The organism is Brachybacterium rhamnosum (assembly GCF_039526185.1).
GTDB lineage: Bacteria > Actinomycetota > Actinomycetes > Actinomycetales > Dermabacteraceae > Brachybacterium > Brachybacterium rhamnosum.
Map to the genome: position 1 here is coordinate 43,735 of NZ_BAAAIS010000005.1, position 14,101 is coordinate 57,835.

The following is a 14,101-nucleotide window of genomic DNA, read 5'->3' on the forward strand; positions in this document are numbered from 1 at the left end:
TCGCGGCGCGGACTGCCCCTAGCATGGACCGGGTGAACGCCGAGCAGACCCGCCCCGAACCCGACTTCACCGCTCACCTCTTCGACCTGGACGGGGTGATCACCCCGACCGCCGAGGTGCACATGCGCGCCTGGGCCGAGATGTTCGACGCCTTCCTGCGCAGCCGCGGCGTCGTGGAGCCCTACACGGAGCGCGACTACTTCGCGCACGTGGACGGCCGCCCCCGCTACGACGGCGTGCGCGAGCTGCTCGCCTCCCGGGGGATCACGATCCCCGAGGGCGCCGACGAGGACCCCGCGGACCAGGCCCCCGGCGAGGAGACCGTGCGCGGGCTCGGCAACCGCAAGAACGACCGCGTGCTCGCGCTGATCCGCACCGAGGGCGTCGCCCCGTACCCGGGCACCGTCGCCTACCTCGACGCGCTGCCCGCCGGCGCGCGCCTCGCCGTGGTCTCCTCCTCCCGCAACGCCGAGGAGGTGCTGCGGGGCGCGGAGCTGCGCGACCGCTTCGAGGTCGTCGTCGACGGCATGGTCGCCGCCGCGGAGGGGCTGCCGGGCAAGCCCGCGCCGGACACCTTCGTGCGCGCCGCCGAGCTGCTGGGCGTCGCCGTCGGCGACGCCGTCGTCTACGAGGACGCGGTCTCGGGCGTCGCCGCGGGCGCCGCGGGCGGCTTCGGCGCCGTCATCGGCGTGGACCGCGGGGCGGGCCACGAGGCGCTGCACGGCGCGGGCGCGACCCGGGTGGTCGACGACCTCGACGCGCTCGTCCCCTCCGCCTCGTCGGACGCGACGGAGGCCGGCCGATGAGCCGCCTGCGCTCCGTGCCCGCGGATCCGGTGGATCGCACCCACCTCCCGGTGGACCCGTGGCGCCTGGTCGAGTCCCGCCCCGGCGGGGACCAGGCGCTCAAGGAGACGCTCTTCGCGACCGCGAACGGCTACCTCGGCATGCGCGGCACGCCCGTGGAGGGCCGCGACGCCCATGCCCACGGCACCTTCCTCAACGGCTTCCACGAGACCTGGGACATCCACCACGCGGAGTCCGCCTTCGGCTTCGCCCGCACCGGGCAGACCATGGTCTCGGTGCCGGACTCCACGGTGATGAAGCTGTACGTGGACGACGAGCCGCTGCTGCTGAACACCGCCGACCTGCTCGAGTACGAGCGCTGGATCGACTTCCGCGAGGGCGTGCTGCGCCGCGATCTCGTGTGGCGCACCCCGGCCGGGAAGCGCGTGCGGGTGCGCACCTCCCGCATGGTCTCCTTCACCCAGCGCCACCTCGCGCTCATGACGCTCGAGGTGGAGATGCTCGACGGCTCCGCGCCGATCGCGATCTCCTCCCAGATCATCAATCGCGAGGACACCGCCGACGACTTCGGCCAGGGCGTGAGCGGCGCGCTCACCGACAAGGACGACCCGCGCCAGACGACCGCCTTCACCCACCGGGTGCTCGAGCCGCAGGAGGACACGCACAGCGAGCGCCGCATGCTGCTGGGCTACCGCACCGTCTCGAGCCGCATGTCCCTCGCCGTGGGCGCGGACCACGACATCGACGCAGACGTCGAGGTGGACCGCTTCCTGGAGACCACGCCGGACCGCGGGCGGATGGTGGCCCGCGCCCACCTCGGCTCCGGCCAGAGGATCACGGTCCGCAAGGCGATCTCGTACCACTCCTCCCGCACGGTCCCCCACCGGGAGCTCTTCGACCGCTGCCGGCGCACCCTGGACCGGATCCGCGAGGAGGGCTTCGACGCGCAGTTCGCGGACCAGCGCCGCTATCTCGAGGACTTCTGGCTGCGCAGCGACGTCGAGCTGCCGGGACAGCCCGCGGAGCAGCAGGCCACCCGCTGGTGCCTCTTCCAGCTCGCCCAGGCCTCGGCGCGGTCGGACCAGTGGGGCATCCCGGCGAAGGGCCTCACGGGCTCCGGCTACGAGGGCCACTACTTCTGGGACACCGAGGTGTACGTGGTCCCGTTCCTCACGTTCACCTCCCCCGCGTGGGCGCGCAACGCCCTGCGCTTCCGCACCCATCTGCTGCCCAAGGCGCGGGAGCGCGCACGGGAGCTGAACCAGCGCGGTGCGCTGTTCCCGTGGCGCACGATCAACGGCGAGGAGGCCTCCGCCTACTACGCGGCGGGCACCGCGCAGTACCACATCGACGCGGACATCGCCTTCGCCTTCGCCCAGTACGTGGACGTCACCGGGGACACCGACTTCCAGCACCGCGACGGGGTGCGGGTGCTCGTGGAGACCGCGCGGATGTTCGCGGACCTCGGGTTCTGGCGGGTCACCGCCCAGGGCGACGCGATCTTCCACATCCACGGCGTGACCGGCCCGGACGAGTACACGGCCGTCGTCAACAACAACATGTTCACGAACGTGATGGCCCGTCACACCCTGCGCCGGGCGGCCCGCGCCGTGCGCGAGCTGCGCGAGGCGGACACGTCGGCGTACGAGGCGCTCGCGGTCGAGCTCGAGCTCGACGAGAAGGAGCTGGACCAGTGGGACGCCTGCGCGGACGGCATGTTCATCGCGAAGGACGACGCCCTCGGCATCCATCTGCAGGAGGACGCCTTCCTCGAGCGTGAGGTCTGGGACCTCTCCTCGACCCCGGACGAGGCGTTCCCGCTGCTGCTGCACTACCACCCGCTCGTGATCTACCGCTTCCAGGTGCTCAAGCAGGCGGACGTCGTGCTCGCGCTGTTCCTGCGCGGCAGCGAGTTCACCGCCGAGGAGAAGCGCGCGGACTTCGAGTACTACGACCCGATCACGACGGGCGACTCCTCGCTCTCCGCGGTCGTGCAGTCGATCATCGCGGCGGAGGTCGGCCACCAGAAGGCGGCGCTCGACTACTTCCGCGCCGGGCTCTTCGTGGACCTCGGCAACCTCCACCACAACACCGGCGACGGCGTGCACATCGCCTCCGCGGGCGGAGTGTGGAACGCCCTCGTGCACGGATTCGGCGGCATGCGGCAGGAGGACGGCGCGCTCGCCTTCGACCCCCGCCTCCCGGAGGGCTGGGAGGGGCTGGACTTCCCGCTCACCCTGCGCGGCTCCCGCTTCCGGGTGCGCCTGCGCCCGGAGGAGATCTCCTTCACCCTCGAGACGGGCGAGGAGGTCGAGGTCACGGTGCGCGGCGAGAGCGTGCGCGTGACGGCCGACGGCGCGACCGTGCCGCTCGCGGACCAGGGCCCGGTGCTGGACGACGCCGTGCTGGCCACGCCCGTCGGCGTCGGGGACCGGCGCGCGGACGGCACCATCGTCACCTCCGCGGTGCCCGCCGACCCCGAGGACCCGTGGGAGTACCCGGTGCACACCGATCCCGACGACATCATCGAGGAGGCCTGAGCGCTCCCCGGCCACGGGCCCGCGCTGACGTAGGCTCCCAGCGCACCCGCACGTCACGCCCCGGAGGAGGACCATGGCCGCCGACCAGCGCGAGTACGTGCGCCCGCGGCTGACGATCTGGCACGTCCTGAACCGGGTGCGGATGCGGCTGCTCGACATCCAGGTGTGGGACGTCGCGGGGACGATGACCTTCTACACGCTGCTGTCGCTGTTCCCCGGGGCGGTCGCGGCGGTGTCCCTCATGTCGATGCTCGGCATCGAGCAGGAGCCGCTGGACGCCGCGGCGGTCGCGATCCGGGAGATCTTCCCGACCTTCGACCCGGATCCGTTCGTCGACGCGATCATCGCGGTGTCCACGACGAACGGCGGGGTGATCGGGCTCGTCGTCGGCACCGCCGGCTCCCTGGTGAGCGCCTCGAACGGCGTCGCCGCCCTCCACCGGGCGCTGCACCGCGTGTACGACACCCGCGAGGGGCGCCCCTTCCTGTGGTTCCGCACGATCGTCTTCGGGGAGACGGTCGTCATCGTCACCCTCGTGCTGCTGGCCCTCGGCATCCTCGTGATCGGCAACGAGGCGTCGCAGGCGCTCGGCGAGATCGTGGGCATCCCCCGCTTCGCCTTCGAGGCGTGGAACCTCGTGAAGTGGCCGATCCTGCTCGTGCTGCTCGTCATCGGGGTGTCGATGGCCTACTACCTGTTCCCGAACGTGCGCCTGCCGCGCTACCGGCTCATGACGCTCGGCTCGACGGTGTCCGTCCTCGTGCTCTTCGGCGCGGCGCTGCTGGCGGGTCGCCTCGCCGCGCTCGTGACGAGCTTCGCGGAGGTCCTCACCGTCCTCAACGGCCTGATCGGCATCCTGCTGCTGCTGTGGGTCGCGAACATCGTCATCGTCGCGGGGGCCGCGCTCGACGCCGAGTTCCTGCGGGCGCGCCAGATCGCCGCGGGCCTCGACGCGTGGCACACGATCGTGCTGGACGCCCACGCGACCCACACCCTCGACTTCCTCGCCCAGGACGCGGAGCAGGCGGAGGCGATCGGCCGGGAGGTCGCGATCGCCGCCCGGACCGGCGAGCCGCTGACCCGCGCGAGATCGGCATGGGTGGCCGAGTCCACCGCCATCACGGCGGTCAACCCGCCCCAGCACCACCGCATCACCAGCACCGACGCCGAGGACCCGCGTGAGGGGATCGGCCAGAGCACACCAGGAGACCCCGCCGCATGAGCGTCCGTCCGATCACGATCATCGGCCACCGCGCCCTCGAGCAGCGCACGAAGAAGGTCCGCGAGGTCACCGAGGACCTCCGCACCCTCGTCGCGGACATGTTCGAGACCAACGACGCCGCGAAGGGCGCGGGACTCGCGGCCACCCAGGTCGGCTCGCGCTGGCGGCTGTTCGTGTACTCCTGCAAGGACGCCTCGGGGGAGCTGCGCCGCGGGGTCGTCATCAACCCGCGGCTCGAGCGGTGGGGACCGCTGGACCTCGACGAGGAGACCCTCGAGGGCTGCCTCTCGGTGCCCGGTGAGGGCTTCGCCACGGCACGTCATCGCGGCGCCCGCGTGACGGGCACGGATCTGGACGGTCAGGAGGTCGTCGTCGAGGACGAGGGCGGGGTGCTCGCGCGCTGCCTGCAGCACGAGGTGGACCACCTCGACGGCTCCCTGTACCTGGACCGTCTCTCCCCCGCCCGGCGCCGCGAGGCGCTCGACGCCGTCACCGCCCGCGCCTGGCGCGCCCGCGGGATCCTCACCTGGGACCCGCGGGAGCGCCTCGCCGAGGAGGTCTGAGCCCCTCCTCGCTCAGGTGGGCGCACTATCCTGCGGGCATGGATCGTCCCTGCCTGTCGCGCCGCCGTGCGCTCGCCCTCCCCGCCTCCGTCGCCGGCCTCGGTGCCCTCGCCGCCTGCGCCCCGCAGGACGAGGGGTTCGGCGATGCCGAGCCGATCCGCGCCCAGGAGGACGGCTCGGTCCCGCTGACCGACGTCCCCGAGAACGGCGCGGCGCTCGTGAACTTCGGCGGGGAGCGCCCCTTCGTGCTGCTCGTGCGCGGTGACGGCGAGGACGTCTCCGGGTTCTCCGGGTACTGCACCCACAACGGCTGCGCCCTGGCGCAGAACGACGAGGAGCTCGACTGCCCGTGCCACGGCTCGCGCTTCGACGCCCTCACCGGCGAGGTGCTGCGCGGCCCGGCGACGACGCACCTCCCGGAGGTCGCCGTGAGCGTCGAGGACGGCGCGGTGCGCCGCGTGACCTCGTGACCGTGCCCGACGGCGGCCGCGAGGGCTCCGCCTCCGCGGACGCTCCTGCGGAGGCCACCGCACCGGCCGGGCGCCCGTCGCGGGACATCGTCTCCTTCGTGCGCCGCGGGGCGCGGCTCTCGTCGAGCCGCCAGGACGCCTGGGACCGCCTCGCCGGGCGCTACGTGCTGGACCTCCCGCGCGGGGAGCGGGACACGCTCCCGGAGGAGGGCGCCTCGCTCGACCTCGAGGCGACCTTCGGGCGGCGCGCGCCGCTCGTGATCGAGGTGGGCAGCGGGCTCGGCGAGAACATCGCCGCGGCCGCGTCGGCGCATCCGGAGCGGGACCACCTCGCGGTCGAGGTGTACCTGCCGGGGCTCGCCCAGACCCTCGACCGGATCGAGCGGGCGGGGCTGCCGGACAACGTGCGCCTGCTCCCCCTGGACGCCCAGCGGTCGCTGCCCGCGCTGCTGCCCGCCGGGTCGGTGCAGGAGCTGTGGGTGTTCTTCCCCGATCCGTGGCACAAGTCCCGCCACCACAAGCGACGCCTCGTGAACCCGCCGTTCCTCGACGCGATGATCCCGCTGCTGGCGCCCGGGGCCGTGCTCCGCCTCGCGACGGACTGGGCCCAGTACGCGCACCACATGCGGCAGGTGCTCGACGCGGATCCCCGGCTGCGCAGCCTCCACCCCGACGGGCCGCGCCCCGAGGGGGAGGCCGCCGATCCCGTGCCCGAGGACCTCCCGGTGAAGGGCTGGGCGCCCAGATTCGAGGGTCGTGTGAAGACCAGCTTCGAGAACAAGGGCGCCCGTGCCGGACGCCTAGTATGGGATCTGGCGTACACCCCTGCGCCGTGAGCGCGGATCCCGCGGCCACGACGAGGGAGCGCGCCGACTGCCGTTGCGAGGTCGGACCGACCCGCATCCGATCTTCTCCCCCTTCGGCACCGGACGAGAGCGAGCCCTCATGAACGCCCCCGACGACCTGCAGCTGCCCTCCGACTGGGAGGACGACTCCGAGCCCGATCCCCGCGCCCGTCGCAGCCGCCGCTTCGCGCTCATCGCGCTGGGCCTCGCCGGTGTGCTCGTGCTCGGCGCGGTCATCGCCGTGGGTGCCTACCTCAACTCGCTGCGCTCGGCCTACGAGAAGGTCACCACCGTGTCCATCTCCCGCGGCGCCTCGGACGGCGAGCGCCCCGAGGACGGCCAGGGCCGCAACTTCCTGCTGCTGGGCTCGGACAAGCGCAGCGAGGAGGACGCGAAGGCGGAGAACGTGAGCGGCCAGCGCTCGGACGTGATGATGCTCGTGCACATCTCCGCGGACAACAAGGAGGTCTACGTGACCTCCTTCCCGCGCGACCTGTACGTGGACATCCCGGGCCACGGCAAGGGCCGCATCAACTCCGCGCTCGCCTACGGCGGCGTGAGCCTGGCCGTGACCACGGTCGAGAACTACACGGGCGTGCCGATCGACCACGTGGCGCTCATCGACTTCGAGGGCATCCAGGGCCTCGTCGACACCCTCGACGGGGTGGACGTGACCGTCCCCGAGGACTTCGAGGCCGACGGCCACCAGTACACCAAGGGCACCCAGCACCTCAACGGCGAGGAGGCGCTCGCCTTCGTGCGCGCCCGCAAGCAGTTCTCCGAGGGCGACTTCCAGCGCAACCGCAACCAGCAGGCGGTCCTGCAGGGGATCATCTCGAAGCTCATCAGCGCGGACACCCTCACCGACCCGGCGAAGCTGCGCGACACGATCTCGACGATCGCGCCCTACATGACGACCGACGACGGCCTGGACTCGGGCGCCATGATCGAGCTGGGCCTGTCCCTGCGCTCGATCCGCAGCGGCGACATCCACTACCTCGCCGTGCCGAACTCGGGCCCCTACACCACCAGCGGCGGCGCGAGCGTGGTCGGCACCGACGAGGAGGCGATGGACCTGCTCCGCACCGCTCTGCGCGAGGACACCATGTCCTCGTACTACGCTGACCACGTCAGCAACGGCTGACCCCGCCGACCCCGCAGGAGGATCCCCGTGGCCAATCCGCTCGTGAAGATCGTCGTCCCGATCGCCGGCATCCTCGCCGCGCAGGTGGGATCGAGGGCCGCACGCTCCGGGTGGGGCGCGGTCTTCGGTGAGGACGCCCCCACCGTCAAGGCGAACCGCGCCTCGAAGAAGGACACCGCCGCCCGCCGCAAGCAGGCGAAGAAGGACGGCCTGAGCAAGGCGGAGATCGACGAGATCCGCGACCCGATGGACGAGCAGCCCGTCTGGAAGGTCATGCTGTGGACGCTGATCTCCGGCGTCATGCTGCAGGGCTTCAAGCAGCTCGCGCAGCAGTACGCGAAGAAGGGCACCGAGCGGGTCGTCTCCCGTCGCCCCCGCGCGAACCGGGGCTGATCCCGGCGACCTCGCCCGCATGCAGGAGCGCCCGTCCCCGCGGGGACGGGCGCTCCTGCATGCGGTGACGGCGCGGTCAGATCTCGGAGACCTCGGTCCCACCGCCGCTGAGGGTGTCGATCGAGTCGCCGGTGACGAGGAAGCCGATGCGGCGCACGAGGGAGACGGCGTGATCGCCGATCCGCTCGTAGAACCGGATGAGCAGCGTCATGTCCGCGATCTGCGCGTTGGTGTACGCCTCGCCGCCCTTCGCGAGCTCGCGCGCGACCTCCTGGAGGAGCGCGTCGATCTTCTCGTCCTCCTCCTCGACCCGTGCGGCGAGGGCGAGGTCGCGCTCGGCGATCACGGTCGAGGCGTTGGCGAGCGCCTCGCCGGCGAGCCGCGCCATCTCGCGGATCTGGGCGTGGTGCTGCTCGGGCACGGCCGGCTCGGGATGGGTGCGGCGCGCGGTGAGCGCGATGTGGCCGCAGAGGTCGCCCATGCGCTCGAGCGAGGAGCTCATGCGCAGCGAGGAGACGAGCAGGCGGAGGTCGCCGGCCACGGGGTTCTGGCGCGCGAGCAGCTCGACGATCTTGGTGTCGAGGTCGTACTGGCGCTGATCGATGTGGGGGTCCGCGGCGATGACGCGCTCCGCCAGTCCGAGGTCGCCCTCGAGCAGCGCCGTGGTGGCGTCCTCGAGCGCGGAGCTGACGAGGGACGCCATGTCGAGCAGATCGTCGACGAGATGACGCAGGTCGCTCTGGTACGCCTCGCGCATGTGTGCACACTCCTGATGCCGATTCCGAGCGGGAAGTAGGGGGTTCCCCGACCGTCGAGTCTGGCAATGGCGGATGAACAGCGATCGCCGTGGGGTGAACTCGAGGCGGAGTCCCGGTGAACTCCTGGTCCCTGCCCCGCTCGAGGTGCGGGGGCAGGAGCGAGTCATCACCCTATCGGCAATAGGCTGTACCGGTGCCGCTCTCCGTCCTCCTCCTGCTCGCCGGTCTCACCGGCCTCGTGATCGGGTGCGCCGCGATGTACGCGATGCACCGCTCCGAGGGCCGCGAGCGCGAGCGCGCCGAGGCCGACTCCCCCGGGACACTCCCGGAGCAGGTCGCCGAGGTCCTCACGATCCTGCGCTCGGCGTACGTCGTGCTCGACGCGAGCGGGGACGTGCTGCGCGCCTCGCCGCTGGCCTACTCGTACGGCATCGTCCGCGCCTCCGGGAACGACTACCCGCGCCTCGCGAGCCCCGAGCTGCTCGAGCTCGCGGCCGACGTCGGCCGCGGGGGAGGCTGGCGCGACGAGCGCCTCTCCCTGCGCCGCTCCGGCCAGGAGGACGACGACGCCGTGATCGACGTGCGCATCGGTGCGCTCGGCGAGACGGGCGTGCTGCTGCTCGCCGACGACCTCACCCGCGCCGTGCGCGTCGAGGAGACCCGCCGCGACTTCGTGGCGAACGTGTCCCACGAGCTGAAGACCCCGGTCGGGGCGATCACCCTGCTCGCCGAGACGATGGAGGACGCCGCGGAGGATCCGGATGCGGTGCGCCGCTTCGCGGAGCGGATGCAGACGGAGTCCCGCCGGCTGGGCCACCTGGTCCAGGAGATCATCGAGCTCTCGCGCGTGCAGGGCTCCTCCGCGCTGCCGGACGCCGAGCCCGTCGAGATCGACGACGTCGTCGCCGAGGCGGTCGCGCTGAACCGGAACTTCGCCCTGGGCTCCCGCATCGAGGTGGTCACGGGCGGCACGGGCGGCCTGCGCGTGTTCGGCTCCGCCTCGATGCTCACGACCGCGCTGTCGAACCTCGTCTCCAACGCCATCAGCTACTCCGAGCCGGACACCCGGGTGGGGATCTCCGTGCGGCGCGACCAGGGCATGGTCGAGCTGTCGGTGAAGGACCAGGGCATGGGCATCTCCAAGGAGAACCTGGAGCGCGTCTTCGAGCGCTTCTTCCGCGTGGACCGGGCACGGTCCCGCGCGACGGGCGGCTCCGGGCTGGGCCTGGCCATCGTCAAGCACATCGCGACCGACCACGGCGGGGAGGTGACCGCCTGGTCCATGGCCGGGCAGGGCTCCACCTTCACCCTCCGCCTCCCCGAGATGGGGCGCACCGGCGCCGTCACCGTCAGCGGGGCGACGCCCCCGTCACGGCCCTCGGATCCCCAGCAGAACCCACGGAAGGGACATTGAGATGACGCGCATCCTGATCGTCGAGGACGAGGAGTCGTTCTCCGATCCCCTCTCGTACTCGCTCCGGAAGGAGGGGTACGAGGTCGCCGTGGCGGACAACGGCACGGACGGCCTGAGGATCTTCTCCGCGCACGGCGCGGATCTGGTGCTCCTGGACCTCATGCTCCCGGGCATGAGCGGCACCGAGGTGTGCCGCGAGATCCGCCGCACCTCCTCCGTGCCGGTCATCATGCTCACCGCGAAGGACGACGAGTTCGACAAGGTGCTGGGCCTCGAGCTCGGCGCGGACGACTACGTCACCAAGCCGTACTCCTCGCGCGAGCTGCTCGCCCGGATCAAGGCGGTGCTGCGCCGCGGGAGCGACGGCGCGGAGTCCGAGGAGTCCGCGACGCTCACCGCCGGCCACATCATGATGGACGTGGAGCGGCACGTGGTGCAGGTGCACGGCACGGACGTCGCGCTCCCGCTGAAGGAGTTCGAGCTGCTGGAGATGCTGCTGCGGAACGTCGACCGGGTCCTCACCCGCGGTCAGCTGATCGACCGGGTGTGGGGGGCGAACTACGTGGGCGACACGAAGACCCTCGACGTGCACGTCAAGCGCCTGCGCGCGAAGATCGAGGACGATCCGAAGAACCCCGTGCACCTCGTGACCGTGCGCGGTCTGGGCTACAAGTTCGAGTCCACCGGCGCCTGACCGCGCAGGGACGGCGCACGACTTCCGACCGACGGGGCCGACGACGAAGGGCCCCCGGGATCACCCGGGGGCCCTTCGTCATGCCTGGTGCGGGGATGGTCAACCCTCGCCGCCGTCGGAGGCGCCGCCGCCGTCCGAGGCCGCGCCCTCGCCGTTGGGGTCCGAGCTCGAGTCCTGGTAGTAGGCGAGCGTCGTGTCGGTGACGGGCAGCGAGATCTCGGTGGACTCGCCGTCCAGCGTGACCGTCAGCTGCATGATGTCGCCGGGGGCGACGTCGAGCGCGGTGATGTCCACGGCCTGCTCGCCCTCGCCCGGGCCCAGCTCGACGGAGCCGCCGGCGGGGACGGCGACGGACGCGGTGAAGGCGGAGGCGCCGTCGACGGAGCCCTCGAGGTCGAGGGTGATGTCGTCCTCGAGGTAGTTGACCGCGGAGCCGCGGAGCTCGGCACTGCCGGAGTCGTCGACGACGACGATCGCGTTGCGGACGCCCGCCGCGAGGGCGCCGGAGTCCTGCTCGAGGTTGGCGTTCGTGCCGTCGGCCGCCTGGTAGAAGTCGTGCGTCTGCACCGGGTTGAAGTAGGAGCAGCCGGAGGCCGCGGCGACGAGGCCGAGGGCGGCGACGGAGAGCACGAGTCGGCGGGGACGACGCACGGGGAACTCCTGTTCGGTGCACTGCAGGCACGACGGGGAGGGGCAGGGACAGCCCTGCCAGGGTACCGCACTCGGGCACCCCCTCCGGGCACCGGGCCGGCCGGGTCGGGTGCTGGGCCGGGTGGCGAGCAGGGCACTCTCATCCTGCTCGCAGGCATGGGCGCGCGAAGAGTAGCACAGGTGGTCGGTGATAGACTGTTCCGCGGAAAGGGGACCAGACACATGAACTTTGTCGTCGGCGAGACCGTCGTCTACCCGCACCACGGTGCAGCCCTCATCGAGGAGGTGAAGACCCGCACCATCAAGGGCGAGGAACGCACCTACCTCAAGCTCAAGGTCGCCCAGGGCGACCTGACCATCGAGGTCCCGGCCGACAACGTCGACATGGTCGGCGTCCGCGACGTGGTCGACAAGAAGGGCCTCGACGAGGTCTTCGAGGTCCTCCGCCTGCCGTACACGGAGGAGCCCACCAACTGGTCCCGCCGCTACAAGGCGAACGTCGAGAAGCTGGCCTCCGGCGATGTGAAGAAGGTCGCCGAGGTCGTGCGCGACCTCTGGCGCCGCGACCAGGACCGCGGTCTCTCCGCCGGGGAGAAGCGCATGCTCGCCAAGGCCCGTCAGATCCTCGTCTCCGAGCTCGCCCTCGCCGAGAAGACCGACGAGTCCAGCGCCGAGTCGATCCTCGACGAGGTCCTCGCCTCCTGAAGGCGCGGCCCTGAACCCGCCTCCCTCCGTGCCCGTCCCCCGCACCGGAGCAGCGGTGCGCCCCGTCGTCCTCGTGGCCCCGTCGGGCCCCGAGCAGCAGGGCGCGACCACTGCCCCCGCCCTGCAGCTCCTGGGCGGCTCCCGGCTCGTGGACCGGCTCCTGGGGACACTCGCCGAGGTGTGCCCGCCGCCCGCCGTGGTGGTGGCACCCTCGGCGATCGCCGTCCGCCTCGAGGGCACGCTCCCGCATGGAGCGGTGCTCGTCCCCCGCGACGGCTCCCGCCGTGATCGGATCCTCGCCGCGCTCGACGCGTGCGACGAGCCGGCGCTGCTCCTGCACGACGCCGAGCGCGCCCTCACCCCCGCCTCCGCGCACCGGGAGGTGATGGCGGCGCTCGTCGACGGCGTGGACGCCGTCGTGCCCACCGTCGCCATGACGGACTCCGTCAAGGAAGCCGGGAGCGCGGGGCTGCGCAACATCGACCGCAGCACCCTCGCCGTCCTCCAGAGCCCCCGGCTGCTGCGCCGCGAGGCGCTCCGCGCGGCGACGGCCCGCATGGCCGGAGCGGCCGGCACCGGTGTCGACGCCCCGGAGGACGAGATCCTCGCCGTGCTCGCCGGCGGCGGGGACGTGCGCACCGTGCACGGCTCGCACGACGGCTTCGCGGTCGTGGACCGTCTGACGCTCTGGCAGGCGCAGATCTCGCTGGGCCTCGCCCGCGACACCACCTCGCGGCAGGGTCTCGCCCGTCGCGCCTGAGCGCGGCGGCACCTGCTGCGGCGCGAGCGTCCCGTCAGCCCCGTCGGCGCGAGCGCCAGACCGTCCGGAACTCCTCCACCATCCGCACCGGCTTCGAGAGCGTGCGCACGGGCAGGGTGCTCGCGAGCTCACCGGGATCCGCGCGCAGGCGGCGCAGGAGCCGGCCGGGCTTGCTCGAGATCCGCTGGCGGAGGTCCGGCAGGTACTCGTCGCTCACGTCGAGACGGGTGACGGCCCCGCACCCGGTGCACTGGATCTCGGAGACGAAGCGACCGGCATAGATCACCACGTGCTCCGCCTCCTGGTCGCATGCGGTGCAGCGCAGGAAGCTCTCCTCGACGGCCATCATCCCCTCCTCACACGGATCTCAAACCTAGCGCGGTGACGACGTCCTGGGCCAGGAGCAGATCCTGCGCATAGGTGATCTTGAAGTTGGTCTCCTCGCCGCGCACCCAGGTGACAGGGATGTCCGTGTACTCCTCGGCGCAGGACGCCGTGTCCGTGCCCACGAAGCCGTCCCGGGCCGCCTGCTCGTACGCGTCCAGGATCGTCGCCGCGTCGAAGCCCTGCGGGGTCTGCACGCGCAGCAGGGAGTCCGGGGAGAAGGCGCCCGTCGCGAGGGCGTCCGGGCCGTCCACCGGGGCGACCCCCTCGGCCGGGATGCCCGGCACCGCTCCCCCGGCCTCGCGGGCCGCGTGCAGCACCGCCGCGGCCAGGCCGTGGGAGACGAGCGGTCGCGCGGCGTCGTGGATCAGCACGGTGTCGATGACGCCGTGGTCGATCCTGTCCGCGAGATGGCGCAGGGCCAGCAGCTCGGACTCCTGGCGGGTGTCGCCGCCGGTGATGATCTCGAGGTGGTGCGCGCTCTCCCGCGAGGCGACGAAGCGCGCGTGCTCGAGATCGTCGGGCCGGACCACGAAGACCAGCAGCCCCACCCCGTCGACCGATCCCAGCGTGTTGAGCCCCCAGCTGGCGATGCTGCGGCCCGCGAGCGGCAGGAAGGCCTTGTTGATGCCGGCGCCCACCCGCGTCCCGGATCCCCCGGCGAGCACGATGCCCGCGGCCCGCCCGCGCAGGCGGGAGGGGCGGTGACGGCGGGACTGGCTCACCCCGGCATCGTAGACGGCGAGCGGCGC

Annotated in this window: 16 protein-coding genes; 12 read left to right on the top strand and 4 right to left on the bottom strand. The window is 72.2% G+C overall.

Annotated features, from left to right (window positions below; genetic code table 11):
- The first annotated feature begins 23 nt into the window (after positions 1 to 23).
- The 8 genes from ABD080_RS15480 to ABD080_RS15515 all read left to right on the top strand — a co-directional run bounded on the left by ABD080_RS15480 (position 24) and on the right by ABD080_RS15515 (position 7,983).
- Complete coding sequence (locus ABD080_RS15480; protein ID WP_137771362.1) at positions 24 to 806, top strand: HAD family hydrolase; 783 nt, start codon at positions 24 to 26, stop codon at positions 804 to 806.
- Entirely contained in the window at positions 803 to 3,346 is a 2,544-nt protein-coding gene (locus ABD080_RS15485) for a glycoside hydrolase family 65 protein (RefSeq protein WP_137771363.1), read from the top strand. Before ABD080_RS15480 ends, ABD080_RS15485 begins: the two co-directional genes overlap by 4 nt.
- Before the next feature lie 73 nt (positions 3,347 to 3,419).
- Positions 3,420 to 4,568 (top strand): YihY/virulence factor BrkB family protein, encoded by a 1,149-nt coding sequence (locus ABD080_RS15490; protein ID WP_137771364.1) that lies wholly within the window; start codon positions 3,420 to 3,422, stop codon positions 4,566 to 4,568.
- Complete coding sequence (def, locus tag ABD080_RS15495) at positions 4,565 to 5,131, top strand: peptide deformylase (protein ID WP_137771365.1); 567 nt, start codon at positions 4,565 to 4,567, stop codon at positions 5,129 to 5,131. The genes ABD080_RS15490 and def overlap by 4 nt, the downstream gene beginning before the upstream one ends.
- 38 nt (positions 5,132 to 5,169) lie before the next feature.
- On the top strand, positions 5,170 to 5,601 hold the full coding sequence (locus ABD080_RS15500) for a QcrA and Rieske domain-containing protein (RefSeq protein ID WP_137771366.1): 432 nt from the start codon (positions 5,170 to 5,172) through the stop codon (positions 5,599 to 5,601).
- 2 nt (positions 5,602 to 5,603) lie between these two features.
- Positions 5,604 to 6,437, top strand: a complete 834-nt coding sequence (gene trmB, locus ABD080_RS15505) for a tRNA (guanosine(46)-N7)-methyltransferase TrmB (protein WP_137771778.1) — start codon at positions 5,604 to 5,606, stop codon at positions 6,435 to 6,437.
- A 109-nt stretch (positions 6,438 to 6,546) separates the two neighbouring features.
- On the top strand, positions 6,547 to 7,590 hold the full coding sequence (locus ABD080_RS15510; protein WP_264450051.1) for an LCP family protein: 1,044 nt from the start codon (positions 6,547 to 6,549) through the stop codon (positions 7,588 to 7,590).
- Between the two features lie 27 nt (positions 7,591 to 7,617).
- The gene (locus ABD080_RS15515; RefSeq protein WP_137771368.1) at positions 7,618 to 7,983 is read left to right on the top strand and encodes a DUF4235 domain-containing protein; all 366 of its coding nucleotides are present in this window, start codon (positions 7,618 to 7,620) and stop codon (positions 7,981 to 7,983) included.
- Between the two features lie 76 nt (positions 7,984 to 8,059).
- Here ABD080_RS15515 and phoU read toward each other — a convergent pair whose 3' ends face one another.
- Positions 8,060 to 8,740, bottom strand: coding sequence for a phosphate signaling complex protein PhoU (gene phoU / locus ABD080_RS15520; protein WP_137771369.1), 681 nt, complete (start codon positions 8,738 to 8,740; stop codon positions 8,060 to 8,062).
- A 194-nt stretch (positions 8,741 to 8,934) separates the two neighbouring features.
- On the opposite strand from phoU, the gene ABD080_RS15525 reads away from it, so the two are divergent.
- Complete coding sequence (locus ABD080_RS15525; protein WP_343906249.1) at positions 8,935 to 10,155, top strand: sensor histidine kinase; 1,221 nt, start codon at positions 8,935 to 8,937, stop codon at positions 10,153 to 10,155.
- Position 10,156: 1 nt separating this feature from the next.
- Entirely contained in the window at positions 10,157 to 10,849 is a 693-nt protein-coding gene (locus tag ABD080_RS15530; RefSeq protein ID WP_259360507.1) for a response regulator transcription factor, read from the top strand.
- Between the two features lie 99 nt (positions 10,850 to 10,948).
- Here the strand turns inward: ABD080_RS15530 and ABD080_RS15535 are convergent, their stop codons facing one another.
- Complete coding sequence (locus tag ABD080_RS15535) at positions 10,949 to 11,500, bottom strand: hypothetical protein (protein ID WP_137771372.1); 552 nt, start codon at positions 11,498 to 11,500, stop codon at positions 10,949 to 10,951.
- Between the two features lie 222 nt (positions 11,501 to 11,722).
- Between ABD080_RS15535 and ABD080_RS15540 the strand changes: the two genes are divergently transcribed.
- Positions 11,723 to 12,205, top strand: a complete 483-nt coding sequence (locus ABD080_RS15540; protein ID WP_137771373.1) for a CarD family transcriptional regulator — start codon at positions 11,723 to 11,725, stop codon at positions 12,203 to 12,205.
- 28 nt (positions 12,206 to 12,233) lie between these two features.
- Positions 12,234 to 12,965, top strand: a complete 732-nt coding sequence (locus tag ABD080_RS15545) for a 2-C-methyl-D-erythritol 4-phosphate cytidylyltransferase (RefSeq protein ID WP_137771374.1) — start codon at positions 12,234 to 12,236, stop codon at positions 12,963 to 12,965.
- Positions 12,966 to 12,999: 34 nt separating this feature from the next.
- Here ABD080_RS15545 and ABD080_RS15550 read toward each other — a convergent pair whose 3' ends face one another.
- Entirely contained in the window at positions 13,000 to 13,311 is a 312-nt protein-coding gene (locus tag ABD080_RS15550) for a hypothetical protein (protein ID WP_137771375.1), read from the bottom strand.
- A gap of 10 nt (positions 13,312 to 13,321) precedes the next feature.
- Entirely contained in the window at positions 13,322 to 14,074 is a 753-nt protein-coding gene (locus ABD080_RS15555; protein ID WP_137771376.1) for an IspD/TarI family cytidylyltransferase, read from the bottom strand.
- Positions 14,075 to 14,101: the final 27 nt, after the last annotated feature.

Coding starts and splice junctions, on each gene's coding strand:
- ABD080_RS15530 (WP_259360507.1), top strand. CDS start 10,157: ATGACGCGCATCCTGATCGTCGAGGACGAGGAGTCGTTCTCCGATCCC.
- ABD080_RS15485 (WP_137771363.1), top strand. CDS start 803: ATGAGCCGCCTGCGCTCCGTGCCCGCGGATCCGGTGGATCGCACCCAC.
- ABD080_RS15490 (WP_137771364.1), top strand. CDS start 3,420: ATGGCCGCCGACCAGCGCGAGTACGTGCGCCCGCGGCTGACGATCTGG.
- def (WP_137771365.1), top strand. CDS start 4,565: ATGAGCGTCCGTCCGATCACGATCATCGGCCACCGCGCCCTCGAGCAG.
- phoU (WP_137771369.1), bottom strand. CDS start 8,740: ATGCGCGAGGCGTACCAGAGCGACCTGCGTCATCTCGTCGACGATCTG.
- ABD080_RS15550 (WP_137771375.1), bottom strand. CDS start 13,311: ATGGCCGTCGAGGAGAGCTTCCTGCGCTGCACCGCATGCGACCAGGAG.
- ABD080_RS15510 (WP_264450051.1), top strand. CDS start 6,547: ATGAACGCCCCCGACGACCTGCAGCTGCCCTCCGACTGGGAGGACGAC.
- ABD080_RS15500 (WP_137771366.1), top strand. CDS start 5,170: ATGGATCGTCCCTGCCTGTCGCGCCGCCGTGCGCTCGCCCTCCCCGCC.
- ABD080_RS15540 (WP_137771373.1), top strand. CDS start 11,723: ATGAACTTTGTCGTCGGCGAGACCGTCGTCTACCCGCACCACGGTGCA.
- ABD080_RS15480 (WP_137771362.1), top strand. CDS start 24: ATGGACCGGGTGAACGCCGAGCAGACCCGCCCCGAACCCGACTTCACC.